The organism is Streptacidiphilus sp. P02-A3a (assembly GCF_014084105.1).
GTDB lineage: Bacteria > Actinomycetota > Actinomycetes > Streptomycetales > Streptomycetaceae > Streptacidiphilus.
Genome location: NZ_CP048289.1, coordinates 5,330,637 through 5,357,394 on the forward strand (window position 1 = coordinate 5,330,637; position 26,758 = coordinate 5,357,394).

General features: G+C 73.0%; 14 protein-coding genes. 7 read left to right on the top strand and 7 right to left on the bottom strand.

Going from position 1 to position 26,758, the window contains the following annotated elements; genetic code table 11:
• Window positions 1-2: 2 nt before the first annotated feature.
• Window positions 3-515, bottom strand: coding sequence for a transcriptional regulator (locus GXP74_RS23010; RefSeq protein WP_182453138.1), 513 nt, complete (start codon window positions 513-515; stop codon window positions 3-5).
• Window positions 516-589: 74 nt separating this feature from the next.
• On the opposite strand from GXP74_RS23010, the gene GXP74_RS23015 reads away from it, so the two are divergent.
• Window positions 590-1,918 carry an MFS transporter gene (locus tag GXP74_RS23015; protein WP_182453139.1) on the top strand — a complete coding sequence of 443 codons (1,329 nt, stop codon included), beginning with the start codon at window positions 590-592 and terminating at the stop codon, window positions 1,916-1,918.
• Between the two features lie 23 nt (window positions 1,919-1,941).
• Here the strand turns inward: GXP74_RS23015 and GXP74_RS23020 are convergent, their stop codons facing one another.
• The gene (locus tag GXP74_RS23020; protein WP_182453140.1) at window positions 1,942-2,739 is read right to left on the bottom strand and encodes a phytanoyl-CoA dioxygenase family protein; all 798 of its coding nucleotides are present in this window, start codon (window positions 2,737-2,739) and stop codon (window positions 1,942-1,944) included.
• Window positions 2,740-3,694: 955 nt separating this feature from the next.
• Here GXP74_RS23020 and GXP74_RS23025 point away from each other — a divergent pair.
• From GXP74_RS23025 to GXP74_RS23035, 3 genes are all read left to right on the top strand, one after another.
• Window positions 3,695-5,251: a Na+/H+ antiporter gene (locus tag GXP74_RS23025; RefSeq protein WP_182453141.1), complete on the top strand. Its 1,557-nt coding sequence runs from the start codon at window positions 3,695-3,697 to the stop codon at window positions 5,249-5,251.
• A gap of 387 nt (window positions 5,252-5,638) precedes the next feature.
• On the top strand, window positions 5,639-6,232 hold the full coding sequence (locus tag GXP74_RS23030) for an isochorismatase family protein (protein ID WP_182453142.1): 594 nt from the start codon (window positions 5,639-5,641) through the stop codon (window positions 6,230-6,232).
• 266 nt (window positions 6,233-6,498) lie between these two features.
• Window positions 6,499-7,377 carry a hypothetical protein gene (locus GXP74_RS23035; protein ID WP_182453143.1) on the top strand — a complete coding sequence of 293 codons (879 nt, stop codon included), beginning with the start codon at window positions 6,499-6,501 and terminating at the stop codon, window positions 7,375-7,377.
• Between the two features lie 291 nt (window positions 7,378-7,668).
• Here GXP74_RS23035 and GXP74_RS23040 read toward each other — a convergent pair whose 3' ends face one another.
• The 3 genes from GXP74_RS23040 to GXP74_RS23050 form a co-directional block, all read right to left on the bottom strand.
• Window positions 7,669-8,025, bottom strand: a complete 357-nt coding sequence (locus GXP74_RS23040) for a hypothetical protein (RefSeq protein WP_182453144.1) — start codon at window positions 8,023-8,025, stop codon at window positions 7,669-7,671.
• Between the two features lie 2 nt (window positions 8,026-8,027).
• A complete protein-coding gene (locus GXP74_RS23045) occupies window positions 8,028-15,575 on the bottom strand; it encodes an RHS repeat-associated core domain-containing protein (protein ID WP_182453145.1) in 7,548 nt (2,515 codons plus the stop codon).
• A 535-nt stretch (window positions 15,576-16,110) separates the two neighbouring features.
• The gene (locus GXP74_RS23050; protein ID WP_182453146.1) at window positions 16,111-16,290 is read right to left on the bottom strand and encodes a hypothetical protein; all 180 of its coding nucleotides are present in this window, start codon (window positions 16,288-16,290) and stop codon (window positions 16,111-16,113) included.
• A gap of 75 nt (window positions 16,291-16,365) precedes the next feature.
• Between GXP74_RS23050 and GXP74_RS23055 the strand changes: the two genes are divergently transcribed.
• From GXP74_RS23055 to GXP74_RS23065, 3 genes are all read left to right on the top strand, one after another.
• Window positions 16,366-16,911: a hypothetical protein gene (locus tag GXP74_RS23055; protein WP_182453147.1), complete on the top strand. Its 546-nt coding sequence runs from the start codon at window positions 16,366-16,368 to the stop codon at window positions 16,909-16,911.
• Between the two features lie 417 nt (window positions 16,912-17,328).
• Window positions 17,329-17,829, top strand: coding sequence for a hypothetical protein (locus GXP74_RS23060; RefSeq protein ID WP_182453148.1), 501 nt, complete (start codon window positions 17,329-17,331; stop codon window positions 17,827-17,829).
• 72 nt (window positions 17,830-17,901) lie between these two features.
• Window positions 17,902-22,584: a cation-translocating P-type ATPase gene (locus tag GXP74_RS23065; RefSeq protein WP_182453149.1), complete on the top strand. Its 4,683-nt coding sequence runs from the start codon at window positions 17,902-17,904 to the stop codon at window positions 22,582-22,584.
• Window positions 22,585-22,591: 7 nt separating this feature from the next.
• Here the strand turns inward: GXP74_RS23065 and GXP74_RS23070 are convergent, their stop codons facing one another.
• Together GXP74_RS23070 and GXP74_RS23075 are read right to left on the bottom strand one after the other, a co-directional pair.
• Window positions 22,592-25,159, bottom strand: coding sequence for a polynucleotide kinase-phosphatase (locus GXP74_RS23070; RefSeq protein WP_182453150.1), 2,568 nt, complete (start codon window positions 25,157-25,159; stop codon window positions 22,592-22,594).
• Window positions 25,156-26,715, bottom strand: coding sequence for a 3' terminal RNA ribose 2'-O-methyltransferase Hen1 (locus tag GXP74_RS23075; protein ID WP_182453151.1), 1,560 nt, complete (start codon window positions 26,713-26,715; stop codon window positions 25,156-25,158). Before GXP74_RS23075 ends, GXP74_RS23070 begins: the two co-directional genes overlap by 4 nt.
• Window positions 26,716-26,758 lie beyond the last annotated feature (43 nt).

Genomic DNA, 26,758 nt, shown 5'->3' on the forward strand with positions numbered 1-26,758 from the left:
CGTCAATCTGCTTGTCGGCTGGGGCGGTTGGGGTCGGGGTGGAGGGCGACGAAGACCGACCAGGCGGCCCCGGCCGGGTCCTCCGGGCGGTTGGCGAACTCCTCCAGCAGCGCGGACAGCCGACTGCGGAACTCCTCGGTCTCGGCGGGCGACAGCCGCAGGCCCAGGCGGGTGGCCCGCACCTCCGCCGCCGGGACCAGCCCCACCTCCTCGGCGAACGCCTCGGTCAGGGTCCGGCCCCCGGGCGGGAGGTCGAGCCGCCAGGACTTCCCGGTCGCCCGGTAGGGGATCTCCCGGGCCCCGCGCGCGCCGCGCCGCGCCTCCTCGGCCACCAGGAACCCGGTCCGCACCAGCGTCCTGATGTGGTGCAGCACGCTCGCCGGATCGCGGCCCAGGATCGCCGCGACCTCCTTGTTGGTCCGCCCCTCGCCGAGGCAGATGCGCAGGATCCGCATCCGCAGCGAGGAGGCGAGCGCCCTCGCCTCCTCGTCGGTCGCCGCCCGGCGTTCGTTCATGACCGTCACCTTATAAGCCGGCTGCCACCCATAAGTGATTGACAAATCCCAATGGCTTCTCCACGGTAGTGCCCATGAGCACCCCGGAAGCAGATCCAGCCGCCGAGACCGAACCCCCGGCGACGCCTCGGCCGCGTGCCGGACTGTGGCACCACACCGGCTTCCGACGCCTGTGGATCGGCGAGACGGTCAGTCAGTTCGGCACCATGGTGAGCCAGTTGGCGCTGCCGCTGGTGGCCGTACTGGTGCTGCACGCCTCCGCCTTCGATGTCGGCCTGCTGACCGCGTTGGAGACCCTGGCCTTCGCGGTGCTCAGCCTGCCGGTCGGGGCGTGGGTGGAGCGGATGCGCTTCCGCTCGGTGCTGATCGTCAACGACCTGGTCCGCGCGGCGGCACTGGGCTGGATCCCACTGGCGCAGCTGCTGGGCGTGCTGAGCATGGACCAGCTGTACGCGGTCGCGCTGGTCACCGGGGTCAGCACGGTCTTCTTCGACGTGGCCTACCAGTCCTACCTCCCGGAGCTCGTCGGTCGCGACCTGCTGCTGGAGGGCAACGCCAAGCTCCAGGCCAGCGAGTCGGTCAGCCAGATCGCCGGTCCGAGCGTCGGCGGCCTGCTGATCCAGGCGATCACCGCGCCGTACGCGGTGCTGGTCGACGCGCTGAGCTTCCTCTGGTCCGCCGGGTACGTCACCGCCATCGACGCCCGGCCGCCCAAGCCCGAACCGGGCCCCGACCGGCACCTGCGCCGGGAGATCGGCGAGGGGCTGCGGTTCGTGCTGGGCAACCGGATGCTGCGGGCGATCGCGATGTGCACCGGTACGTTCAACCTCTTCAGCTCGATGACCCTGGCCGTGTTCTACCTGCTGCTGGCCCGCGACCTGCACCTCTCCGCCGGGGTGATCGGCCTGCTCAGCTCGACCTCGGCGGTCGGCGGCCTGGTCGGCGCGCTGGCCGCGGGCCGGCTCGCGGCCAGGGTCGGCCAGGGCCCGGCGATCTGGATCGCGGCGGCGGCCGTCGGACCCTTCGGCTTCGTCGCCCCGTTCGTGCACCGGGACTGGACGCTGGCGCTGCTCGCGGCCGCCCAGATCGCGGTGTCGATGGGCAATGTCGTCTACAACATCACCCAGGTCAGCTTCCGCCAGGGGCTGTGCCCGCCGGGACTGCTGGGCCGGATGAACGCCACCATGCGGTTCCTGGTGTGGGGCACGATGCCGGTCGGCGGGTTGCTGGGCGGGGTGCTCGGCTCCGCGATCGGCGTACGGCCGACCCTGCTGGTCGCCGCGGTCGGCGCCTCGCTGGCCTTCCTGCCGGTCCTCCTGTCGCCGCTGCGGCGGGCCCGGACCCTTCCGTCCGCCCAGGACCAGGAGCCGAGCGGCCAGCCACCGCTGCCGATCAGCGCCTGACCGCGCGGTTCACCGCCGGGCGGCTACTCCTCGGACCGGCCGAGGCCGCGCCGGACCGCGCGCTCGACCGGGGAGTAGCCGCCGTCGGCCCGGTCGAGGTCGAGCGGCCCGACCGGCACCAGCGGCGGCTGGGCCAGGAACCTGGGGACGGTGCCGTGGTGCGGCTGCGCGGCGTGGATCAGGAACGGGTGGCAGAGGTAGACGTCGCCCGCCTGCCCGGTGGCCAGCGCCAGCGGGCGCTCCGGCGCGTCCAGCCTGCCCGCGGCGTCCATGGCCACGCAGAGGTCGAACATCCCGGTTCCGCGCTCACCGGCGGGCTCCAGGAAGCGCGGGACGTCCAGGTGCGAGCCGGTCCTGATCCGGGTCGGCGCGTTGTCGGCATCGGTGTCGGAGAACAGGAACAGCATCAGCAGCGCCCGGCCCCGGGAGCGCAGGTTGACCCAGTACCCGGTCTCGCCCTCGGGGGTGTAGCTGCCGTCCAGGTGCCACCCGGCGTCCCCCGGATCGTCCGGATGCGGGAAGCGGATCGGAAAGGTGCCCAGCCCCTCCCGGGGCAGCCACCGGCCGACGCCGACGAGCTGGTCGAAGGCGCCGTGCAGCCGGTCGGTGGTGGCGGCCCGCTGGAACGGCCCGTGCCCGTAGCCGTCGAGCCTGACCACCGGCCGGGTCCAGGTCGCCGGGTCGTCCGGGTCGGCCCCGGTCTCGCGCCACAGGAACTCCCGGCACTCGGCCGCCAGCTCCCGGGGGAACGCCTCCGGCAGGTGCACGAAACCGTCACCGACGAACCGCTCGACCTGCTCCGCTGTGAGCACCGCATCCATGCCCGGGATTCTCGGGCGGCCACCGGGCCGAGGCAACCGATTTTGCGCCGACCCCCGGTCGCGCGAGTCCGCTGCCGGGCCGCTGAAAACGACGGAGCCTCACCCTCCCTGCCCGCCGGGGCCGACGAGCACCGCCCGGTTCGGGTGGTCGGGTGCGGCGGTCGCGAGCCAGACCCGTGCGCCTGGTTTCTCTTGGTGGGGGCCTCTTCGACCTGGCTAAGCGCGTGCTCGGTCAGGCGGCGGATCTGGCTGTCGGTGGTCTCCGGGTGGTGGACGATCGCGTCCAGGACCCCGGCCGCGGGCCGTTCGGACCTGGCCGTGATCATTGCCGCGGCGGCCTCGATCAGCGGCCCCGGCTCCTCCGCGAGCTGAGCCGGGGCGTCCGGCACGCCCAGGTAGCGGTGCAGGATGGGCAGGGCCGACGGCGCTTGGACCCGAGCGGCGGCCCGGGCTGCCTGGGCAGCGGTGATACGGCCGCCTGGATGGAACAGGCGCAGAACGGCGGGGGCCTGCGGCGACACGAGGTCGCGCTCCAGCCGGTCGAGCGCGGCATCCACGGCCGCGGTCCGCCGACCCTCGTCCAGCATGGTCTTGACCATGGCCCGGTTCGTCCTGGTCGGCTCATTCTCGTAGCAGCGGAGCAGGTGCTCGGTGAGTCGCTGGATCTGCTGACCGGTCGTCCCGGGCCGGCCGAGGAGCCAGCGCGGAGTGGGGTCCCTGCCGGCCGGCACGCCCTCGTCCGCCAGCAGGGCCTCGGTACCGCAAATCCCTTGCGGCACAGTCTCCATGATGCAGTGAGGCGGCAACAATGGAGAAGCACACCCACGGGGACCGCGGCGGGCGCTAAGGGCTTGCTAAAGTGGCGGCCTGGTGTGCCGGGAAGTCTGGTCGGCGGGGGGAACAGCCTGACGCGGTCCGCGGCGGCGCCCCTGACAACGGACACAGGTGTCGGCAGATGCACGCGGTAGCCCTTGTTCTCTTCCTGGTGGTCCTCGGGACCACCGTGGCAACCGGCGCCCGTCGCTGGAGCGTTCCCGCCCCCTCCCTGCTGGTGCTGGCGGGCCTGGCCGTCGCGTTGATACCCGGGACCCCGGCGCTGCACATCGCACCGCAGACCATCGGCCTGGTCGTGCTGCCGCCGCTGCTGTACGCCTCGGCGGAGGAACTGTCGCTGCGTGACCTGCGCACCGTCTGGCGGCCGGTGGCCGTCCTGGCGTTCGGCCTGGTCCTGGCCTCGGCCGCCGCCGTCGCCGCCCTGGCCGAGGTGCTGACCCCGCTCAGTGCCTCGATGGCGTTCGTCCTGGGCGCGGTGCTGGCCAGCACCGACCCCGTCGCGGTGACCGCCCTGGGGCGCAGGCTGTCGCTGCCGGGCCGGGTACAGGTGCTGGTGCAGGCCGAGAGCCTGTTCAACGACGCGACCTCGCTGGTGCTGTTCAAGGTCGCGCTGAGCTTCGCGGTGGCGTCGGGAACGGTCGGCTGGGCGGGCGCGGGCGGCCAGTTCCTGCTGCTGGCCGGTGGCGGCAGCGCCATCGGCGCCGCCGTGGCAGGGGTGGTGGTGCTGATCCGCCGACGCACCACCGACCCGGTCCTGGAGACCGTGATCGCCCTGGTCACCCCCTACGGCGCCTACGTGCTGGCGGAGTCCGCCCACGCCTCCGGGGTCACCGCGGTCGTGGTCGCCGGGGTACTGCTGGGCCGCTCCGGCCACCGGCTCACCGACGCCCGGATCCGGCTACAGCTGGGCGCGGTCTACGCGGTGGCGGTCTTCGGGCTGGAGAGCGTGGTCTTCAGCATCGTCGGCCTGGAACTGCCCACCCTGGTCCGCGCGCTGCCGGGTGCCAGCAGCCTGTGGCCCTTGCAGGCGGTGGCCATCGCCGCCGTGCTGGTCGTCCTGCGCAGCGCCTGGATGGTGCCGCTGTCCGCCGCGGTCAAGCCGGGACAGGGCCCGTCGCTGCGCGTCGCCGGTGTGCTGACCTGGGCCGGAACCCGGGGAGTGATGCCGCTGGCCGCGGCCCTCTCGATCCCTTTGGCCGCCGCTGACGGCCGACCGCTGCCGGGCCGGGGGCTGGTGCTGGTGCTGACCACGGCGGTGGTGGTGTTCACCCTGATCGTCCAGGGCCTGAGTCTGGCCGGGGTCGTCAAACGCTCCGGCCTGGCCGTCCACCCCGAGCACACCCTGCGTGAGGAGACCCGCACCCGCGACCGGCTGGCCCGGGTCGGGCTGGACCACCTCGACCAGCTCACCGGCCTGGAGACCGTCCCGGAAGCCGCCATCGACCAGACCCGGCGGTCCCTGAACGCCCGACTGGACCACGCCCAGGACAAGGACGGCGCCCCGTCGCGCGAGAACGCCGACCTCCTGGCTGCCTACCGCGGCCTGCGCCGCGAGGTCATCGCCCTGCAGAGCACCGAACTGCGCCGCCTCTACGACGAACACCAGGTCAGCGACACCACCCGACGCAACCTCCAACGCGACCTGGACCTGGAGGACACCGCCCTCACCGGCAGCTGACCCCCCTCGACCATCCGCCGTTCGGCGTCCGGGGTGCCGGGTTCGGCGGACCACAGCCCGAGTTGCTGTTCCGGCGCCCCGGCGGGCCGTCACCCGGGGCTTCTCCGAGAAGGCGGTGGCCAACGGCCCCGGCAACACCGAGCTGTTCCTCGTCGAGGGGGCCACCCACGTCGACCGGTACGACCGCGACCGGCGCCCAACCGTCGAGGCCGGTCTCGCAGCGGCTGGAGCGCTCGCCCCGGCATCGCGGCGCTCAGGGCAGAGGCCGATCGGTTCCGCCGGCCGTGGAGCGGCACGGGTCGGACGGGTGAATCCCGGGCCGGGGCAGTGCCTGGGTGCCGGGAAGCGGGTACCGCTGGCCGCGGGGCGAGAGAGAAAGGGCGAGTCGTGCGGCGTGCGCTGATCGTGGTGGATGTGCAGAAGGACTTCTGCGAGGGCGGCAGTGTTCCGGTGAAGGGCGGCGCGGACCGCGCTTCGGCCATCGCCGACCTGGTGCGCCGCTCGGCGGGCCACACCTATGCGGGCGTGGTCGCCACCCGGGACCATCACATCGACCCCGGTGGCCACTTCTCCGACCGGCCGGACTTCTCGACCTCGTTCCCGGTCCACTGCGTGGTCGGCACCGAGGGCGGCGACTTCCACCCGGGCTTCGTACCGGTCACCACCGACGGCAGCGTCGACGAGGTGTTCTACAAAGGCGCCCACTCGGCCTCGAAGAGCGGCTTCGAGGGCTCGACCAAGGACGGCACCTCGCTCGCCGACTGGCTGCGCGCCCGACAGATCGAGGCAGTGGACGTCGTGGGTATCGCCACCGACCACTGCGTCAAGGCCACCGCGCTGGACGGCGCCCGCGCCGGCTTCACCGTCCGCGTCCTGCTCGACTACACCGCGGGCGTCGCGCCCGACACCACCCGCACCGCACTCAGCGAGATGCGCCACGCGGGGGTCCACCTGACCGGCCACCCGGTCGTGCACGCCTGACCCGAGCCTCCCCCCGCCTGCTCCCCACGGGCCGCGCCGCCATCGCCCGACGGCCGCGCGGCCCGATGACGGTTGTTGATCAGCTGATCGAGGATGACTCGGCGACGATGGAGCGGAGTTGAGGAGGGCCGCACCGAATTCGGGTTCGGCTGCCGCAGCGGCCAGTGATCGACTACGCTCCGAACAAGTGTATGGGCGGCAAGCGAAAGGGCGAAATGAACCTGCGCAGCAAGCTTCACAGGGTCCTCATCACGACGTCGGCACTCATGGTCATCGGCTCCGTGGCGGCTACTCCGGCGGACGCAGCGAGCTCGGCGGCAGCCAGGCCGACGATCGCACCAGCAACGGCGAGTCCGGAGACAACATCGGGCTACAGGCTCTTCGGGCTCACACCGACCGGAAGCTCCGTCAACCAGTGGCAAGGGAACCAGAGCTGGACCGGCGTCGGAGGCGCGTCCCTCTCGATAGTCGATGGTCCGGTAGGGCTGATTTCCATAGCCCCGACCTCCCAGAACGTCTTCCTGTACACGGGTAACAGCTGGACACAGATCGGCGGCGCGGCTTCGCAGGTCGTCGAGGACGCCTACGGCGGCGTCTACTCCATCTCGGCCAGCGGCCAGTCCGTCAACCAGTACACGGGTTCCGGCGCAACCCAGAACTGGATACAGATCGGCGGCGCGTCCGCCGAACTGGCCGACGGCCCGTCAGGCCTGTTCTCCATCGCACCCGGCTCCGGCAATGTCTTCCGGTACACCAGCAGCACCGGCTGGACTCAGATCGGCAGCGCCGCCTCGCAGATCATCGAGGACAACGCCGGCGACGTCTACTCCATCTCGGCCAGCGGCCAGTCCGTCAACCAGTGGACCCAGGAGGAGGGTTGGTCTCAGGTCGGCGGGGCGTCCTCGTCCATAGTCGCCGGCTCGGCCGGTTTGATCTCCATAGCCCCCGGCTCGAACAACGTCTTTCGGTACACCAGCAGTGGCGGCTGGACCCAGATCGGCGGCGCCGCCTCGCAGGTCGTCGAGGACAACGACGGGCACGTCTACTCCATCTCGGCCAGCGGCCTGTCCGTCAACGAGTGGACCGGCAGTGGTCAGAGCTGGACCCAGATCGGCGGCGCGGCCTCCCAACTCGCCGCCTTCTGAAGGTTCTTGAGGATTCGTCACATCCTGGTGGAGCAGGGGTGGAGCAGGCAGGACGAGTGTCTGCTCCACCGCGTAGCGGGGTTCTCCCAGGCCACGGACCTCGGCCTCTCCCCGGCCGGAGATGACAGTCAGGCAGGATTCGGCCTCTGATCAGCTCCCGCCGTACGTCGTAGCCCCTGTCGCCGAGGAGCGACTCGGGCCGCCTACGGGGTCGTCCCGGCCGGCCATGGGTCGGACCACCTCGACCAGGGCGAGCACCGGGGCCCTGGCCTCGCGGTTGTGGCCAACCCATCACGGACCGAGTCGGGCGATCCCGCCGCGCCATGGCAGCTCGTCCTCGAAGGAGCAGGCGGCCACGGCAGGGATCTCCGCATCCCACATCGCCATGATGATCCTCGCGGCAGTCTCGGTGATCTGCTCGTTGGTGGCACCGTCCTCGGCTTCGAGCTCCACAAACGTCGGCCAGCAGACGAAGTCGTCGTTCATTTCCGCGTCAGGGTTCTTCAGCACGTCCACCGTCAAATCGGTGAGATGCATACTCCGACGCTGGAACTCTCCTCCAAGAAGCGCAGCCAGCATCCTCATGATGTCCGGCTGCTCCACCGAACGGAGGAAGATCTTGCAGAACTGGTGCGTGTCGTCAGCCATGATCAGGGAACCTCGATGAAGGGTGGGTTGTCGAACGGGCCTCCCTGTCGAACCACCGACAGGTCTACATCCATACCGAGCTGGGCTGCCAAAGCTCTCCGAATCCCGCCGACTCCGGCCTCACCGGCTTGGATCTTTCCAGTTCTCATCGCCCACTCCATCGTGCGCTCCTTCGCACTGTCCGGGTTCGGCGAACCGAACCGTTCCTGAATCAGCTCATCGAACCGCTCAGGCGAGACCCTGATGGCGAAGTCGATGTCCGATTCAGGCCTCGCAGTGCCTGCGGCCCGGCTTCCCTGCACGACTATGTTGTCCCCGAGATGCCCAGCCCCCGCGCGCACCAACGCCGCTGCTGCTGCGAATTGATCGCTGGTCAGTCCCTGTGGTGGCCCATCCGGACCGCCTCCGGTCTGGTAGTCCGGGTGGGTCGGATCCGTTGCCGGGACGCAGTTTCCGGCGTTGCCGGGGCCGCAGTAGACGGTTCCGTCGGCGATGCTGACGTAGTTGCCCTGGCCGTCCAGGTAGAAGCCGGGCGGGATGGTGCGGGCCCGGCTGGGGCTGACCGTGTCGCTCTGGTCCACGTCGCGGCCGTTGTCTCCCGAGGCGCCCGGCGGTAGCGGGGTCGACCCGACTCCCGCGCACGTCTCGATGCTGCCGCCGTCGCCGCAGGTCTGGCTCCCGCCGTCGCCCGCGATGTTCGGATTGGCGCCCGGGCTGAGCGGCTTCCCCGGTTTGGGGGTCCGGGTGTCGATCGGGTTGGACAGGTTGATCAGCAGTCGCGCGGCGATGGTCCAGGAGTCGGTGGTCTCCAGCCAGCTGATCCACTTCGAGGAGCCGTCGGAGAAGTAGGTGGTGAGGATGTCGGTGGTCTGCGTGTACGTGTCCGTACGGGTGTACAGGTAGGTCGAGTCGTACCACTTGCTGACCGTGGTCCAACTGCGGCTGGTCGAGGTCAGTGAGGTTCCGATGACCGTGACCGGTGGCGGTGGCGGGGGTGCGATCTGCGAGCCCGGCGTGGTCGTGCCCGTCGCCGGGGAGCCGGGGGTGCTGGACGGCGTGTTGGTGCCGGGCGGGTTGTATACGCCGTCGTAGGTGCTGGTGCCGTCGGCGTTGACGGTCAACTCGTAGGCGATGCCGCCGATGGCGACCACCATGATCGCGCCCGCGACGAGTTCGGCGCAGCCGACGATGCAGGCGATGGTGCCCGCGGTGCCCTCGGCGACCGCCAGACCGCCTGCCGCGAGCCCGTCGATGGCGGCGTCGGCCGTCGCGCCGGTGAAGCCCTCCACGCTGGCGAAGGCGCCGGCTCCCGCGCCCTCGATGTCCTGCAGGCCGGAGACGATGCCCTCGAAGGCGCTGTCCACATCGCCGAGCAGGGCGCCCACCGCGCTGTGGCCGCTCGGGTCGGACATGCTGACCGGGTTGTCGTCGGCGTACGCGTAGAGGTTCGTGTCCAGCGCGTCGGCGGTCGCGGGCGGATCGGTGTCCGCCGAGATGAAGTCGCCGAGGGTCGGGTCGTACCAGCGCGACTGGGCGTAGACCATGCCGGTGCCGGGGTCGGTGTAGTCGCCCTGGAAGCCGGTCGGCGGCAGGCCGCCCGCGGCGCCGGTCGTGCCGGTCCGCTGGCCGAAGGGGCCGAAGGTCTGGCTCGCGCTCTGCGCGCCGGTGGCGGGGTTGAGCGCGCCGATCACGTCGCCGTGCAGGTCGCTCAGCAGGGAGACCGGGCTTGAGCCGGTCGCGGTCGGTTCGCCGGCGACCGCGGTGCCGTCCGCCCCCGGGCCACGGGCCAGGTTCCAACCGCCCACCGTGGACGGCGCCAGCGCGCCCGCGGCGTACTGGGCCGGCTTGCCTGTGCCCGTCCCGCTACCGCCGGTCTGCTCCAGCCGGTCGAGCGCGTCGTAGCTGTAGTTCGCGCTGCCCAGCGTGATCAGCCGGTTGAACGCGTCGAACTGGGCGTCGGTGGCCGTGGCGGTGCCGCCGGACGGCGTGTTCGTGATCGAGGACAGGGTGCCGCGCGGCGACCAGGCGTAGGAGGTGGTCGAGGTGGCGCTGGTCGAGGTGAGCGGTTCGTCGCGCTGGTCGTAGGTGGTGGCGGTGGTGCTCGTGCCGGAGGAGTTCACGTCCGTGGTGCTCAGGCGGTTGCCGACCGGGTCCCAGGTGTAGGTCTGGGTGTCGGTCGCCGTGCCGGTGGCCGGGGTCGTGGTGGAGGTCAGCCGGTCGGCGGCATCGTAGGTGTAGGCCTGGCTGCCTTCGCTGCCGTAGACGCCGGTGCCGACCTTCGAGGTGACGTTGCGGTTCGGGTCGTAGGTGTAGGCGAGGGTGCCGTTGGCCGCACCGCTCGGGGTGAAGGCCGAGAGCGTGGTCGCGTTTCCTGAGCCGTCGTAGCCGACGGTGTAGCTGGGGCCCGTCACCCCGGCCGTGGTGTCCTTCTCGCCGGTCAGCTCGCCGTCCGTGTCGTACGAGTACGCGTACGTCGTGCCGGTGAGCGTGTCGGTCTCGCTGGCCAGGTCGTCCACGCCGCTGTAGGTGTAGGTGCTGGTGCCGGTCGAGTCCGTCTGGCTGCTGAGCCGCCCGTTCGCGTCGTAGCTCGCCTGGTACGTCGCGGCCGAGAGCCCGTCGGCCGCCGGCGTGGACGCGCCGGTGACCAGTCCCCGGTCGTCATAGGTCAGCGTCTCGGTCCCGTACGTCGGGGAGGAGAACGAGGTCAGCCTGCCGTCGAGGTCGTAGCCGAACTGCTTGGTGGCCGTCGGGGCCTCGGCTCCCGAGCCGCTCATCGTTGCCAGGCGGCCGAGGTTGTCGTAGGCCGCGCTGGTGGTCACGCCGCCGGGCTGGGTGGTGGCCACCGGCTGCCCGGCCGTGTTGTAGCTCGTGGTGATCGTGCGGTTCGCGCTCGTGGAGGCAGCCGCGGTGGCCGGCAGTTCCTGGGTGACCACGTCGCCGAGCGCGTCGTAGGTCTGCAGGGTGGCGTTGCCGTTCGCGTCGGTGGTGCGGGTCTGGTTGCCGTCCGCGTCGTAGCCGAAGCCCGTCCGGGCGCCGCTCGGCGCCGAGGGTGTGGCCGGATCGGTGCGGGCGACCAGCTGGTCGTCGGCGTCGTAGCTCGCGCTCCAGGTCTTGCCTTCGGGGTCGGTGACCGCGGTGATGTCACCGTCCGGGTCGGTGGTGACGGAGCTGGTCGCGGTCACGTTGCCGGACGGGTCGTAGCTCGTGCTCCCGGTGGGCCGTCCGGCCTGGTCGTAGCTGTTCACCACGCGCCGCCCGAGCGGATCGGTGACCTGCAGGACGTTTCCGGCCACGTCGTAGGTGTAGCTCGTCGTGCCGCGTCCGGACTGCGTGCTGGTGGCGACCTCGCCCGCGTTGTCGTAGGTGGCGCTGGTCTGCGCCGCCGACGCGGTCTGTTTGATCAGATCACCGAACTGGTCGTACTGGTAGGTCGTCGTGTACTGGTTCGGCGTACTGGTCCCGTTGCGCACCACGGAGGTCTTCTCCGCGAGCCGCTCGTTCGAGTCGTACACGTAGAGGGTCTGCGCACCGGTCGGGTCGACGACCGACAGCAGGTTGCCGCCGTCGTCCCAGGTCAGCTTCTCGACACCGGCGGCCGCGCCGGCCGTCGCCGGTGGCATGGTGATCTGGTAGGGCCGGTTGCGCGTGTCGTACGCGTACGTCGTCGTCTGGCCGAGCTTGTCCGTGTAGCTCAGCACATTGCCGTTGTTGTCGTAGGCGTACTTCTCGGTCGGGCTGAGTACCGAGCCGTTCGGTTCGGTGGTCGACGGGTAGTCGATCTCGACGCAGTGCCCGAACGCGTCGTACGTGTAGTGCGTGACGTTGCCGTCCGCGTCCTTGATGTCGGTGACGTCGCCGAAGGTGTCGTAGCCGCGGGTGGCCGTCGGGTCCTGCGCGATGGCCGCCGCGCCGGAGCCGTTCTCCGTCGCGACCTGCGGCAGCGCGCTCGTCGAGAGGCGGTCCAACTGGTCGTACGTGTTCGTCGTCGTGCGGGCCGCGTCGGGTGCGGTGCTCGAACCGAAGGCGTTGGAGCCGAGCGGGGTGGTGGAGCCCAGCACCAGCCCGGCGGAGTCCCGCGTGTACGTCGTGACCAGGTTGGGTGTCGCGTTGTTGAGCTGCTCGGTCTGCCACAGCTGGCCGGAGGCGGTGTACGCGTTCTGCGTGGTCTGCGTCTGCGTGCCGTTGCTCAGCGTCTGGGAGAGGGCCAGCCCGTCCGGGTCGTAGCTGTAGGACGTGGTGCGGTTCAGGCCGCCCGGGTCCAACGTGGTGCTCAGCAGCGAGTTGTTGCCGTCGTAGGAGTCCGTGGTGGTGCGGGCGGTGGCCCCGGTACCGGCCGTGTCCTGGATCAGGTTCCCGGCGGTGTCGTAGGTGTACTGGTGCAGCGGTTGGCTCGACACCGGGCCGTTGAGGTACGGGGTGTAGTTCAGGTACGACTCGCTGGCCTTGAGGTTGTCCAGCGTGTACGTGTAGGAGACGGTGTGCCCCAGGGCGTCGGTGTACGTCTCCAGCAGCCCGGCCGGGTCGTAGGTGTAGCTCTCAAGGGTCACGGCGCGCATGGTCGGCGGCGAGGTCGAGTAGTCCACGAACCCGTTCATCACGACCGAGGTCAGGTCCCCCACGGCGTTGTAGTCGTACGAGTACGAGGGGGACTTGAGCGTGTTGCCGGTGTAGAAGCCGTCGCCGCTCCACACCTGCTGGCCGAAGGCGTTGAACCTGGCCCAGGAGATGGTGGCGCCGTTGACGGCGGTCGAGGTCTTGTCGCCGAGTCCGTCGTAGGTGTACGTCGTGGTGCGCGCGGCGTCGCCGCCCGCGGCGGCGGCCGTGGCGTCCGCGGCCACGGTCTGGACCAGGTTCCCGTCGGCGTCGTAGGTGTTGGTGGTCACGAGCTGGTGCGTGACGCCGGTGACCGGGTTCAGGGCGGCGGGGTCGGTCTCGGTCTTGACCCGGCCGTCGGGGTCGTAGGTGTACGTCGTGGTGGCGCCGGTCGGGTTGGTCGAGTCGATCACGGTCCGCGAGGTGATCTCGCCGAGGTCGTCGTGGAGGATGTTCGTGGTCTCACCGGTCGGCGTGACGATCTGCGCCTGGTCGCCGAGATGGTCGTAGCCGTAGCTGGTGACGTGGCCGTCGGGGTCGGTGACGCTCTCCAGCAGTCCGCAGGCCTGCGGGGTGCCCGCGGGCATGTCCGGGTCGTTGACCACCGGCGGGGCCGCGGCACCGCCGTCGCAGGTGTACCTGTAGCTGGTGGTCGCGCCGTTCGGGCTCGCCTTGGTCGGCGCGCTGGTCGAGGTGGCCAGCTCTCCGGACGGCGTGTACGTCATCGTGCTCGTGTGGTCGTTGCCGTCGATGATCGCGGTGACGAGGCCGAAGCGCGGATCGGTGGCCGCCAGCGGCGTGCTGCCGGCGAAGGTCTGGTGCTGCCAGTTGGTGTAGACGGTGGTCTTCGCGTCGCGCGGCACGTCGTAGGTGTCGAGCCAGCCGTCCGGGTCCCAGAGGTACTCGGCCCCGTTGGCGTCCTCGTCGGACGTTCCGGACACGTCGCCGTACGGGTCGTACGCCCACTCGCTGGTCAGCCCGGCGGTCGGCGTGGGGTTCGTCAGCCAGCGCGACCACAGTCGGCCCGCCGCGTCGAACTCGTAGTACACGTTCGTTCCGCGCGGGTCGGTGACGTGCACCGTGAGGGCCGCGTTCTGGTCGTAGGGCGCGATCCGCGCGTAGGTCCACGTGTTCTGCCCGGGGACCGCCTGCTCGACGCTGGCCACCGTGCCGCCCGAGGTGTAGGCGATCCGCGTGGTCTCGGTCGTACCGTTGGGCCGCTCGATGGTCGCCAGCAGATTCGAGGCGTTGTACGTGTACTGGGTGCACGCGCTCAGGTCGGTACGCGGGTCGCACACCGTGGCCAGGTTCCCGCCCTCGAAGCCGTACATCCACGGCGCGCTCATCCCCGTCGTCTGCATCGCGTTGACGTACGGGTCGCCCGGCGAATAGGTGATCGTGAGCTCGCGCTGCTCCGGACCGGCCTGGGCATCGAGGGCGACCGCGTTGTCGGACGAGTCGCGCGCGACCGTGATCTGCGAGCCGGGCGTCGCGATCGGCGTGATCGTCGAGAGCTTCCCGTCCTTGCTGGAGAAGCCGTAGGTCGCACCGGACATGATCAGGGTGTTCAGGTCGACCATGCGGCCCTCGCTGGTCTCCCCCGCTCCGGCGACGAACGTTCCGTTCGGGTTCTCCCCGTAGGTCACCTCGCGGCCGTCCGGGAAGGTGACCGTCACCGTGTCCGTGCTCACGTCGATGGACCGCGACATGTCCAGGACCGAGGACCATCCGGGGCCGAACACCCCGTCCGCGGTGTTGAGGCTGTTGTAGTAGCGCGTGATCGGGAGCGAGAAGCCCGGCACCGCGAAGGTGAGGTCGGTGGCGGAGGCCGTGTAGTTGCCCAGGAACATGCCCACGCCCGCGGGGTCGGTCTGGCCGCCCTGGCCGAGCTGGGAGAAGGCGGGCGGGGTCGGCGCCGGTATGAACGAACTGGGCGAGGACCAGGGCGTGGTGGCGCTGGCGTCCTGGACTCTGAACTCCCAGTAGTACGTCGTGTTCCAGGACAGCACGTCCTCCGGCGGCCACCAGTCCGCGCTCGCCGCGAAGCTGCCCTGGGTCCAGGGCACCGCCTGCCAGCCGGAGTTCCAGCAGGTCCCGTCGTTCGGATAGTCGGTGCAGACCTGGTACTCGGCGGTGTTGATCTCGCTGCCGTCGGCCAGGACCTCGATCTCCAGCTCCGGATCGGTGGACCCGACGGTGGCGCCGTCCGCGGGCGCGAAGAACTCGCCGGAGGGCGGGTAGTGCGGCACGGTGAACGCCACCGCCTGGGAGGCGGGCACGCCGAACGAGGTGAACCAGCCCGTGCCACTGAGGTCGGTGTCGTCGATCAGGTCCCAGACGAGCTTGTAGGAACCGGTGGTGAGCTCCTGCAGGGAGGAGTAGACATCGACCTTGTAACCAGCCGGCACGGCCACGTTGATCAGGGTGCTGAGCCCGACGTAGCTGTCGACGCTGCCGTTCGAGTAGTAGAGGTGGTAGCCCATCTGGATCGTGTTCGCGGCCCAGGTGAAGTTGCCGGTATTGGTCACCTCGACGTGCATGTAGCCGGGAGAGTCGTACGTCGGGGCGACGGCGAAGCTCGACGCCGGGGCGTACGTCGCGCCGTAGGTCTTCGTGTCGGGGGTGACCGCGAGCGAGCGGTAGCGCTCGTGCGCCAACGGGCTCGGAGCGGGGTCGCCGGAGGTCTCCTGCGGCAGCCGGTCCAACGGCACGGGCGCCGTCTTGAGCGGGTGCTCGGGTCTGCCCACCGGCTTGATCAGTCCGGCCGCCCGCGCGGCGGCCAGCGCGGCCTGGTTCTTGGCCAGCACGCCGGTCGCGGCCGGCCCGGCCGCACGGACCGGTGGCTTCGACCGCGCGGCGATGTTCGCCATGACCGCCTTGCTCACCGCGCTCTGGGCTCCCGCCCCGGCCGGGCGGGCAGGAGCGGCCACCGCCGCCTTGCCGGGTTTCGCGGTCACCTGCCCTGCGGGCAGCGGCGCCGAGACCACAGTCCTCGGCGCAGCGGCGTGCGCGGACGCGGGCGCGGCCCACGCGGGAATCAGTGCGGCCAGCAGCGAAAGCACGGCTAAGAGCACGACATCGAAACGTCGGCGCCTCATCGGCCCCTCCCCAAGGCAGAGTGATGCGTTTCCCCAGCGCCCGGCCGAACCGTGTCCACTCTTCGCTCACGTATCAGAACCGCTTACGGAAGCCAGGGAACCCAGCTCTACAAGGTGAGAAAGACCGTCCCGCGCGCGGGTGTGCACCCGGCGACGGAAAGATGAACGGCCCGGGCGATTCCCGCGAAGACAGGGATTTCCGCGCAGCCCAAAAGGGGCGGTTACGTCGATGTCATCATTCACCGCCCGGTGGCCCGGGTGTGCTCAATAGACGGACTTTTCCAGAAACGCATAAAGGCGGGGCCCATCCTGACCCCGGTATGTGCGGCACCCGGTTCCGCATATCTGCCTTCGCTGACGAACCATCACCGAAAAGCGGTCGGCCGCCACCTGGTCACTTGCGGAACCAGCGCGGCGCGAACACCACCAGTGCCCCGTAGCAGACCGCGAGGACGATCCAGAACGCCGCAGTGACCATCATGCGGAGCTCCTGCCCACGACTCGGCGCCCGCATGCCGGGGCGGCCGCCCGGAACCGAACCGGCCGGGCGGCGGTCGGGCGGCTCGGCGGTCACGGTCCGGCAACGTCGGGCGAGCCGAGCCTTCCGGCCTGCCAGGCTGTCGGAACCGCACACGGCACGGGAGTTCTGATGGCGTTCGTCCGGGGCCCGGGGCCCGTGCAGGAACCACCGCAGCGTCAGCCGCGAGGGCCTCTGCTGATCGGCGTCGCCGTGCTGTTGGTGTTCTTCGTGCCGCTGCTGGTGGTCACCGCCGAGCGCGGATCCCCGTCCGCCCCGTCGCCGTCCTCGTCCCCGGCCCTGGCCCTGAGCACGGCCGCCCCCGGCACGCGGATCCCGCCGATGCCGCCCGCCGGAGCCCCGTGGCCGCCACCGGCCGGTGCGCCGCAACCGCCGGTGTGCGTCCTGGTCTACCGGGCCGAGCCGGGCGGCGGCACCGCCTGGACGGCGCTGACCACCCTGGCCGGTCAGTTGACGGTCGGGCCCGGATCCACCGGGGGCGCCCCCGGGCTGACCCTGCCCGAGCCGGAGGGGGTCAATCCGGTCACCCTGCCCGCCGCCCTGGCCCGGGACCACGGCCTGCGGGCGACGCTGGTGGCCGACGGCGGCCAGCGGTACGGCTGCCTGGTCGGCGCCGAGCGCCGACAGCGCCATCCGGCCTCGGCCGCCGCCCGCTGAGCGGAGCGGTCGATCGGGTCAGTGGCCGGGCCGGGGCCTGGCGGACCAGCCGGGCGGCGTAGGCGAGGGCCTGCCGCGGCAGCTCGGCCGCGGGGACCGCGGGTACCGGGACGGCGAGGGTGCGGTGGGCGGCGTCGGGGCGCGGCCAGCGGAGTTCGAGGTGCGCGGCCGGAGCTCGCTTCCGGTCGGGCCGATCGCGTGCCCCGCCCGGCACCGCGCGGGGTGGTCAGTGGGCGCGGACTCACTGCCCCCACCTCCTTGCGGCCAGGACGCGGGCCCAGGACACGCGTAGCGCACCAGAGCGGGCGGATCACCCGATCTGGTGTTGTTATATGTCAAGAGTTGTGGTGATTGACCCGGATTGTCCATGAGATCTGGGCAACAGCAGCTTTCCCCGGAGTGGTGATCGGAGAAGTCATGAGCGGCAGCGCCGGTACGTCGTCCGCCCCCTCGGCCCCGTCGAGCCTGTCGATGGTGCAGCACCCGCTGAACACGGTGACGTCGGCAGTGCGCCACGCTCCGGGTGCCACCGCCGTCAAGGGGGTCGTCGAGGGCGTGCTGGACACCGTTGGAGCAGTGTCGCCGCAGGCCCGCCGGGTCGCCGCCTACGCGGGCTCGGGCCTGCTGGGGGTGGTCGAGTGGCCGGTGGCGGCGGTGGGCGCGGCGGTGGAGTGGCTGACGCAGGCCCGCCGCCGGAACACCGACGGTGCCCCGGCCCGCCCGGCGGCCCGGACGTCCGCGGCGGGCCAGGCCGAGCCCGGCCAACGGCCCGCGGCCGAGCGCGCCGCCGAACCGGCCGCGAAGCCGACGGCCAAGAAGGCCGCGAAGCAGGCCGTGGCCAGGACCCCGCGGAGCACCGCCAAGGCGACGGCCCGCCCGCGCCGCACCGGATCGGCCGCCTCCGGGCAGTCCGCCTGAGGTGACGTCACACCCGTTCGCAGTCCCGTCCGGAGTCCGGGGCCCGACCCCGGACGCACACGAAGGTGGCCCATGGTTCTGCGCCTGCTGACGCGCCTGCCCGCGACCGCGCTCGGTCTGGCCCTGGCGGCGCCCGCCGTGGTCGGCGGCCGGATCGTCCCGCAGGCGGGGGCGACCGTCCGGCTGGCGGCCGAGCTGGCCGGTGCGGGCGCCCGCTCCACCGCGCAGGGCGCCTCGGCGCTGTCGGCGTCGGCGGTGCGGGTGGGCACCGTCGCCCGGAACGCGGTCACCCCCGGCCTGGGCTACTGGCGCGCCGGTTCCCGGCTGCACCTGCCGCTGCGGCCGGGTCCGGACACCGCGCGGCTCGATCCGCGCCGGGTGGAGGCCGCCGCGAAGCGGGTGGCGGTCGATCTGGCACGGCACCCGGACGTGGTGGCCGCCTACTGGGACGGCGGCCTGGCGCGGCTGGTGGTGCGACTGGCCGAGGGCGCGCTGAGCGACGAGGTGGTGGACCGGGCGACCGAGCTGGCCACCGGACGCGGGCTCACCCGCCCGGACGAGCAGGTACTGGAGCGGGTGCACCCGGGGCACCCCGGGGGCGTGCGCGCCGGAGCGATCGCGCTGGCCTGTGACAGCGCGGGGATCGCGGCGGCGGTGACCGCGCGCTCGCTGCGGGTGAAGCGCTCGCCGCGCCTGGTCACCGCCGTGGTGACGCTGGTGCGCGAGGACTCCCGGGTGCGGGCCGCGCTGCGGACCCGGCTCGGCGAGGCGGGCGCGGACCTGCTGCTGGCCGCGGCCAACGCGGTCGCGCACGGCATCGGCCAGTCCCCCACCGCGCTGGTGCTGGACGCGGCGCTGCGGGTCGGCCAGCTGACCGAGTCCTTCGCCCGGGCGGCGGCGTTCGACACCGCGCACGACGCCGTCTGCGCGCCTGGGCGGCTGAGCCTGGCCGGGAGCCGGGCGGCCCGGCCCGCGCCGCGCTCGCGCCCGGGGCAGGCGTACGCGGACCAGGCGGTCACCACCAGCCTGGTCGGCGCGGCGGCGACGCTGCTGTTCACCCGGGACGTCCGGGAGGCCGCGGAGGCGGTGCTGGCGGGCAGTCCCAAAGCCGCCCGGTACGGCCCGGCCGCGTTCGCGTCGGTGCTGGGCACCGCGCTGGCGCGGGACGGCGTGCTGGTCCGCGACACCGAGCGGCTGCGGCAGTTGGAGGTGGTCGACACGGTGGTGCTGCACCCGGGGGCGCTGCGGAGTACCCGGCGGACCGTGCTCGCGGTGAACACCAGCACCGAGGAGTGGGAGCACGACCGGCTGTGGCAGGCCGTGGCCGCCGCGCTGGGTCCGTCGCGACCGGGCGCCGCGGAGCCGGACGAGCCGGTGGTGTCGCTGCGCCCGGTGCCGGACGAAGGGGTCTCCGAGACCGGTCTGATGATCGTCTCGCTACGACGGCCAGGCAGCGGTGGCGGCGGCGGCGACGGCGGCGACGGCGACGGCGACGGCGACACCGGCGATGACGGGCCGGAGATCGGCACCGCGCTGGTCGGCTGGGAGGTGGATCCGCTGGCCGAGTCGGTCCTGGACGCCGCCCGCCGCGCCGGTCTGTACGTGGTGGTGCTGGACGACGGCGCGCTCGGCGACTTCGCCGCGCTGGCCGACGAGCGGGTGCCCGCCGACCGGCCGCTGGCCGAGGTGGTGCGCGGGCTACGGCGCGCCGGGCGGGTGGTGCTCACCGTGGCGCACGTCCCGGGCGACAGCGGCACCGTTGCCGCGGCCCGGGGCAGGCGGCTGCCGCCGGAGTCCGCGGACCTGCTCGCCGGGCTGCTGTGCGGCGACGTCGCGGTGTCGCTCACCGACGAGCGCAGCGCCGTGGTGTGGGGTGCGGACGTACTGCCGCTGGGCGGCCTCGCGGGCGTGTGGCGGCTGCTGACCGCGGTGCCCGCCGCGCGCGCGGTCGGCCGTCGCTCGCGTACCCTGGCCGAGGCGGGCGCGGCGCTGTCCGGGCTGCTGGTGGTGACCCGGGGTGCCCGGCCCGACCACCTCCCCTTCCCGGCGGGCATGCGGCTCGGCCCGGTCAACGCCGCCGCGGCCGCCACCCTGCTCCTCGGCTGGTACGCGGCCGCCCGGGTGGGCGCTCAGGGGGCGCCCCGGCCGAGGCCGCGGGTGCCCTGGCACGCGCTACAGCCGCGCGAGGCGCTGTCCCGGCTGCGGGCGGGCCGCCGCGCCGCGCCCGCGGTGACCACGACGGTCCGCCGGGCCGCCGCCCGGACCGCGGGCCGCGCGGCGGGGCTGCCGGTCTTCGTCCCGGCCCGGCTGTCGCTGCGGCTGCTCGGCGCGGTGCGCGCCGAGCTGGACGATCCGCTGACGCCGGTGCTGGTGGTCGGCGCGGTGGCCTCCGCGCTGCTCGGGTCCACCGTGGACGCGCTGCTGGTCACCGGCGCGCTCGGGGTGAACGCGACGGTCGGCGGCGTGCAGCGGCTGCGCGCCGAACGGGCGCTGTCCGCGCTGGTGGTGAGTCAGCGGCAGACCGCCCGCCGGGTCGCCGGGGCCGGGGCCGGGCCGACCGACACGGTCGAGGCGCGGCGGCTCGAACCGGGGGAGGTGATCGAGCTGCGCACCGGGGACGTGGTCCCGGCCGACGCCCGGCTGCTGAAGGTGGACGGCCTGGAGGTGGACGAGTCCTCGCTCACCGGTGAGTCGCTGCCCAGCGCCAAGCAGCTGGAAGCGACACCGCGGGCGGCGGTGGCCGACCGCCTGTGCATGGTGTTCGAGGGCACCACCGTGGTCGCCGGTCAGGCCAGGGCCGTGGTCGTCGGCACCGGGGACGAGACCGAGGCGGGCCGGGCGGCCCAGCTGGCCTCCCGCGCGGGGACCGCCGGGGGCGTCCAGGCGCGGCTGCGGGAGCTGACGAACCGGGTGCTGCCGCTGACCCTGGCGGGCGGCGCCACCGTCACCGGCCTGTCGCTGCTGCGCGGCCGACCGGTGCGCGACGCCGTCCGCGGCGGGCTCGCGGTCGCGGTGGCGGCGGTGCCCGAGGGGCTGCCGCTGGTGGCCACGGTGGCGCAGCTGGCGGCGGCCCGGCGGCTCGGCCGCCGGGGCATCCTGGTGCGCACGCCGCGCACGCTGGAGGCCCTGGGCCGGATGAACACCGTCTGCTTCGACAAGACCGGCACCCTGACCGAGAACCACCTGCGGGTGGTCACGGTGGTCACCCCGCGGGGCGACGTCCGCGCGGTCGGCGCGCCCGAGGCGGCGGCCGTGCTGCGTACCGCCGCCCGGGCCTGCCCGCCGGTCGCGGACGAGACCGGGATCCACGCGCACGCCACCGACGAGGCGGTGCTGGACGCGGCCGAGCCCGAGCCGGGGTGGATCCCGGCCGACACGCTGCCGTTCGCCGCCAGCCGCGGCTACGCCTCCGCCACCGGGACCGACGCCGACGGCGTGCACCTGCTGGTGGTCAAGGGCGCGCCGGAGGTGCTCCTGCCCAACTGCCCGGACGCCGGGTCCGAGGCCGCCGCGATGGCGCACGAACTCGCCGGGCAGGGGCTGCGGGTGCTGGCCGTGGCGGTGCGCCGGCTGCCGCCGGAGCACGCGGCCGAGGCCCTGCGCAAGCCGCTGGAGTCGCTGGAGCTCGCCGGGTTCGTGGCGCTGGCCGACACCCCGCGTCCCAGCTCCGCGCCGCTGGTGGCGGCGCTGCGGCGGGCCGGGGTGCGGCCGGTGATGCTGACCGGTGACCACCCGCAGACCGCCCGGGCGGTGGCGACGGCGCTGGGCTGGCCCGCGGACGTGACCGTGGTGACCGGCGACCAGCTGGCCGCCGAGGACCGGGCCGGGCGCGCCCGGCTGCTCCAGGGCTGCGGGGTGGTGGCCCGGGTCGCGCCGGAGCAGAAGCTCCAGGTCGTCGAGTCGCTCCGGGCCGGTGGGCAGGTGGTGGCCATGGTCGGGGACGGCTCGAACGACGCCGCCGCCATCCGGGCCGCCGACATCGGCGTCGGCGTCGCCGCGCGCGGCTCGGCGGCGGCTCGCAACGCGGCCGACCTGGTGATCACCACCGGTGAGCTGACCGTGCTGCTCGACGCCGTCGCCGAGGGCCGGGCGCTGTGGCGCAGCGTGGCGGACGCGGTCAGCATCCTGATCGGCGGCAACGCCGGGGAGATCGGCTTCTGTGTGCTCGGCACGCTGCTGTCGGGTTCCTCGCCGCTGTCCACCCGGCAGCTGCTGCTGGTGAACCTGCTGACCGACATGTTCCCGGCGATGGCGGTGGCGGTCACCCCGCGCGGCGGCGAGCCGGCGGCGTCCGGGACCGGCGACGGCGAGCCGCTGGGCTCGGCGCCGGTGGACACCGAGGCCCTGGGCGGGCCGCTGACCGGCCAGATCCGGCAGCGCGGGGTGGTCACCGGGCTGGGCGCGGGCACGGCCTGGCTGATCGGCACGCTCACCCCCGGGACCAGGCGGCGTACCAGCACCATGGCGCTGTGCGGGGTGGTCGGCGCGCAGCTCACCCAGACCCTGCTCGGCCGGGGCCGCAGCCCGCTGGTGCTGGCCACGGTGTTCGGCTCGGCGGCGTTCCTGACGGCCCTGGTGCAGACCCCGGGGGTCAGCCACTTCTTCGGCTGTACCCCCCTGGGTCCGGTGGCCTGGACCGGCGTGGCGGCGGCCGTCGGCCTGGCGGCGCTGGGCCCGTGGATCGTCCCGCCCGCCGAGCGGCTGCTGACGGCGGCGGGGTCCAGGCTGCGCCCGGTGGTCCGGCCGGTCCGCTGACCGCCGCCTAGAGCCGGGGGTCGACCGGCTCGGATTCCAGGGCGAGCACCGCGAACACCGCCTCGTGGACCCGCCACAGCGGCTCGCCGGTGGCGAGCCGGTCCAGTGCCTCCAGGCCCAGGGCGTACTCGCGCAGCGCGAGCGAGCGCTTGTGGCCGAGGGCGCGGGAGCGCAGCCGGTCCAGGTTCGCCGGGAGGGTGTAGTCGGGGCCGTAGATGATCCGCAGGTACTCGCGGCCGCGGACCTTCACCCCCGGCTGGGCCAGCCGTCCGCCCTGCGGGCGCACCAGCGAGGCCAGCGGCTTGACCACCATCCCCTCGCCTCCGGCCGCGGTCAGCTCGGTCCACCAGCGGGTGGCCGCCGCCACCGAGGCCTCGTCGGCGGTGTCGACCAGCATCCGCCCGGTGCGCCGGAGCAGTTCCGGTTCGGCGTCGACCAGGGCGTCGATCCAGCCGAGGTGCTGGTCGTGCGGGCGGACCGCCAGGTTGGCGCCCTCGGCGGCGAGGATCTGGAACGGCGCGAGCCGGATCCCGTCCAGGCCGTCCACCGCCCAGCAGTAGCGCCGGTAGGCGTCGGTGAACGCGCGCGCGTCGACCTGCCGCGCCGACTGACGATCAGTCAGTTCTCGTACGTCGATCCCGCGTTCACCGGCCTTCTGGAGCGCGGCGAGGGCGGGGGGCAGGGCCGCCGCCGCTGCCGCGCCCACCGCCGCGTACTGGCGCCGCAGCAACCCGACGGCCTTGAGCGACCAGGGCAGCAGTTCGGCGTCCAACAGCAGCCAGTCGCTGTCGAGTTCGGCGAACAGACCGCTGCGGACCGCGGCGCCGCGCAGCCGCTCCAGGATCGCGTCGGTCAGCGCCGGGTCGTCCAGGAAGGAACGGCCGGTCCTGGTCCAGATCGCGCCGCCGGTGGGCACCCCGAAGCGCCGCTCCAGGGCGGCCGGGTCCCGGCCGAGCAGCACCACCGCCCGCGAGCCCATGTGCTTCTCCTCGCAGACCACGTGGCGCACCCCCTCGGCGAGGTAGCCCGCGAAGGCCTCGTCCGGGTGCTCCAGGTGGCCCTCCCGGCGGGAGGTGGCGACCGGGGCCATCGTCGGCGGCAGGTAGGCGAGCAGCCGCGGGTCCAGCGCGAAGCGGCTCATCACCTCCAGCGCGGCGGCGGCGTTCTCCTCCCGGACCGCCACCCGGCCGTGGTTGGCGGTCTCCACGCCGCGGCGGCCGTGGACGTCGGTGAGCGCCAGCGGGCGGCCCTCGCGGGCACCGGGGGCGTCCGCGATCAGCGGGCGCACCGGCTCGTACCAGACCTCTTCGGCCGGGACGCTGACCAACTCCCGCTCGGGGTACCGCAGCGCGGTCATGGTGCCGCCGAAGACGCAGCCGGTGTCCAGGCAGATGGTGTTGTTGTGGAAGGCGGCGACGGGGGTGGGCGTGTGCCCGTAGACGACCAGGGCCCGGCCCCGGTAGTCGTCGGCCCACGGGTAGCGCACCGGCAGCCCGAACTCGTCGGTCTCGCCGGTGGTGTCGCCGTACAGGGCGTGCGAGCGGACCCGGCCGGAGGTGCGGCCGTGGTACTTCTCCGGCAGCCCGGCGTGGCAGACCACCAGCCGTCCGCCGTCGAGCAGGTAGTGGCTGACCAGGCCGTCCATGAAGGCCCGCGCCTCGGCGATGAACTCCGGTGGCTCGTTGGCCAGTTGGTCCAGGGACTCCTGTAGGCCGTAGCGGACCGCGACCTTGCGTCCGGCCAGTGCCCGGGCGAGCTTGTGCTCGTGGTTGCCGGGGACGCAGATCGCGTGTCCGGCCGCGACCATGCCCATCACCAGCCGCAGCACGCCGGGGGTGTCCGGCCCCCGGTCCACCAGGTCGCCGACGAACACGGCGGTGCGGCCGAGCGGGTGCGCGGCGTCGACGGCGCGGCCCTCGGCGTCGCGGAACAGCTGGTAGCCGAGCCGGTCCAGCAGGGTGACCAGTTCGGAGCGGCAGCCGTGGATGTCACCGACGAGGTCGAAGGGACCGGTGAGTTCCCGCAGGTCGTTGTAGCGCTTCCGCAGCACGATCTCGGCGGCGTCGATTTCGGCGGTGCCGCGCAGCAGGTGCACCGTGCGGAAGCCCTCGCGTTCCAGGTGCCGCAACGAGCTTCGCAGTTCCCGTTGCTGACGCTGGATCACATGCGGTCCGAGCTTCGCCCGGTCCGGGCGCCGCGCGTTGCGCTCGGCGCAGACCTGGGCCGGGACGTCCAGTACCACGGCGACCGGCAGCACGTCGTACTCCCGTGCCAGCTGCACCAGTTGGCGCCGCGCGGCGGGCTGGACGTTGGTCGCGTCGACCACCGTGAGCCGCCCGGCCGCGAGCCGCTTTCCGGCGATGTAGTGCAGCACGTCGAAGGCGTCGGCACTGGCCGACTGGTCGTTGGTGTCGTCGCTGACCAGGCCGCGGCAGGTGTCGGAGGACAGTACCTGGGTGGGCAGGAAGTGGCGGGCGGCGAAACTGGACTTGCCCGCGCCGGTGCTGCCGACCAGGACCACCAACGACAGGTCGGGGACAGCGAGTGCGCGGGTTGCTTCGGCGGTCGGGGTCATCGGGCGGGTCCCTGCTCGGTGGTGGCGGCGGCGGTGGCGGCGGTGTCAGTGCTGGCGGCGTCGGCAGCGGTGTCGTTGGTGCGGGTGAAGGCGGCGAGCTGGGTGGGCGGGCCGACCTCAGGGTCCTGCGGGCCGACCGGCGCGAAGCGGACGGTGTAGCCGTAGCGCTCGGCGACCCGCTCCGCCCAGGCCCGAAACTGGGCCCGGTCCCACTCGAACCGGTGGTCGGCGTGCCGGACCCGCCCGGCGGGCAGGCTCTCCCAGCGCACGTTGTACTCGACGTTGGGGGTGGTCACCAGGACCGTCCCGGGCCGGGCCGCGCCGAACACCGCGTACTCCAGGGCGGGCAGCCGGGGCGGGTCGACGTGTTCGATCACCTCGGACAGCACCGCGGCGTCGTACCCGCCGAGCCGGGTGTCGGTGTAGGTGAGCGCGCCCTGGACCAGCCGCACCCGGGCCTTCTGCCGCTCGGGCATCCGGTCCAGGCGCAGCCGGTGCGCGGCGATCGACAGCGCCCGCGAGGACACGTCCACGCCCAGTACCTCGGCGATCCACTGCTCCTTGAGCAGCGCGGCGACCAGGGCGCCCTCGCCGCAGCCCAGGTCGGCCACCCGGGTCGCCCCGGCCGCGCGCAGCTGCCCCACGATCGCCTCGCGGCGCTGCGCCGCGAGCGTCGGGACGGCCTGTGCCTGCTCGTCCGTCCCCCCGGCGGCCTCGCCGGTGCTCGGGGTCTCCTGCGGGACGGCGTTGTCGATCTCCTCGACCTCGCGGTCGTCCGCCTCGGCGAGCCGCGCCAGTTCCAGCCGCTCCATCGCGCTGCGCGCCAGCGACCAGCGGCGGGCCAGGTAGCGGCGGGTGATCAGCGGCAGCTCGGGGTGCTCGCCGAGCCAGCCCTCCCCCACCCGCAGCAGCTTGTCCACCTCGTCCGGCGCGACCCAGTAGTGCTTGGCGTCGTCCAGCACCGGCAGCAGCACGTACAGCTGGCCGAGGGCGTCGGCGAGCCGCAGTTCACCGGTGAGCCCCAGGCGCACGTAGTGCGAGTCGCCCCATTCGGGGAAGGACGGGTCGAGCGGGATCGGCTCCGCCTCCACCTGCCAGCCCAGCGGCTCGAACAGGCGGCGGACCAGCTCGGGACCGCCGTCCCGCCCGGCCTTGGCCGGGAGCGCCGGGATGCCGATCCGCAGCGGCAGCGGGGCCGCGGCCAGCTCCGGCCGCAGGTCGCAGCGGCCCTTCAGGGCGCTGTGGAACACCGCGTTCAGCGCCACCGCGAGCAGCGACGAGGCCGCGTAGGGGCGGTCGTTGACGTACTGCGCGAGCGCGAAGTCCGGCGAGCCGCCCCGGCCCTTGCCGCGGCCGCGCCGGACCAGCCCGACCGGGTCGGTCTCCAGCAGCAGCGCGGCGGTGCACGCCTCCTCGGTGGCCTCCGGGTAGAAGACATGGGCCAGGCCGTGCGAGGTGGTGAACGACTGGGCCCGGGCGGGGTGCTTGTGCAGCAGGAACCCCAGGTCGGTGGCGGGCCGTTCACTACTTCCGGAGGTACTGATCGTCAGGAACACATCGCCGAGTATTGCCTGTTCGGGGGTGTCCCACTACGGGTTT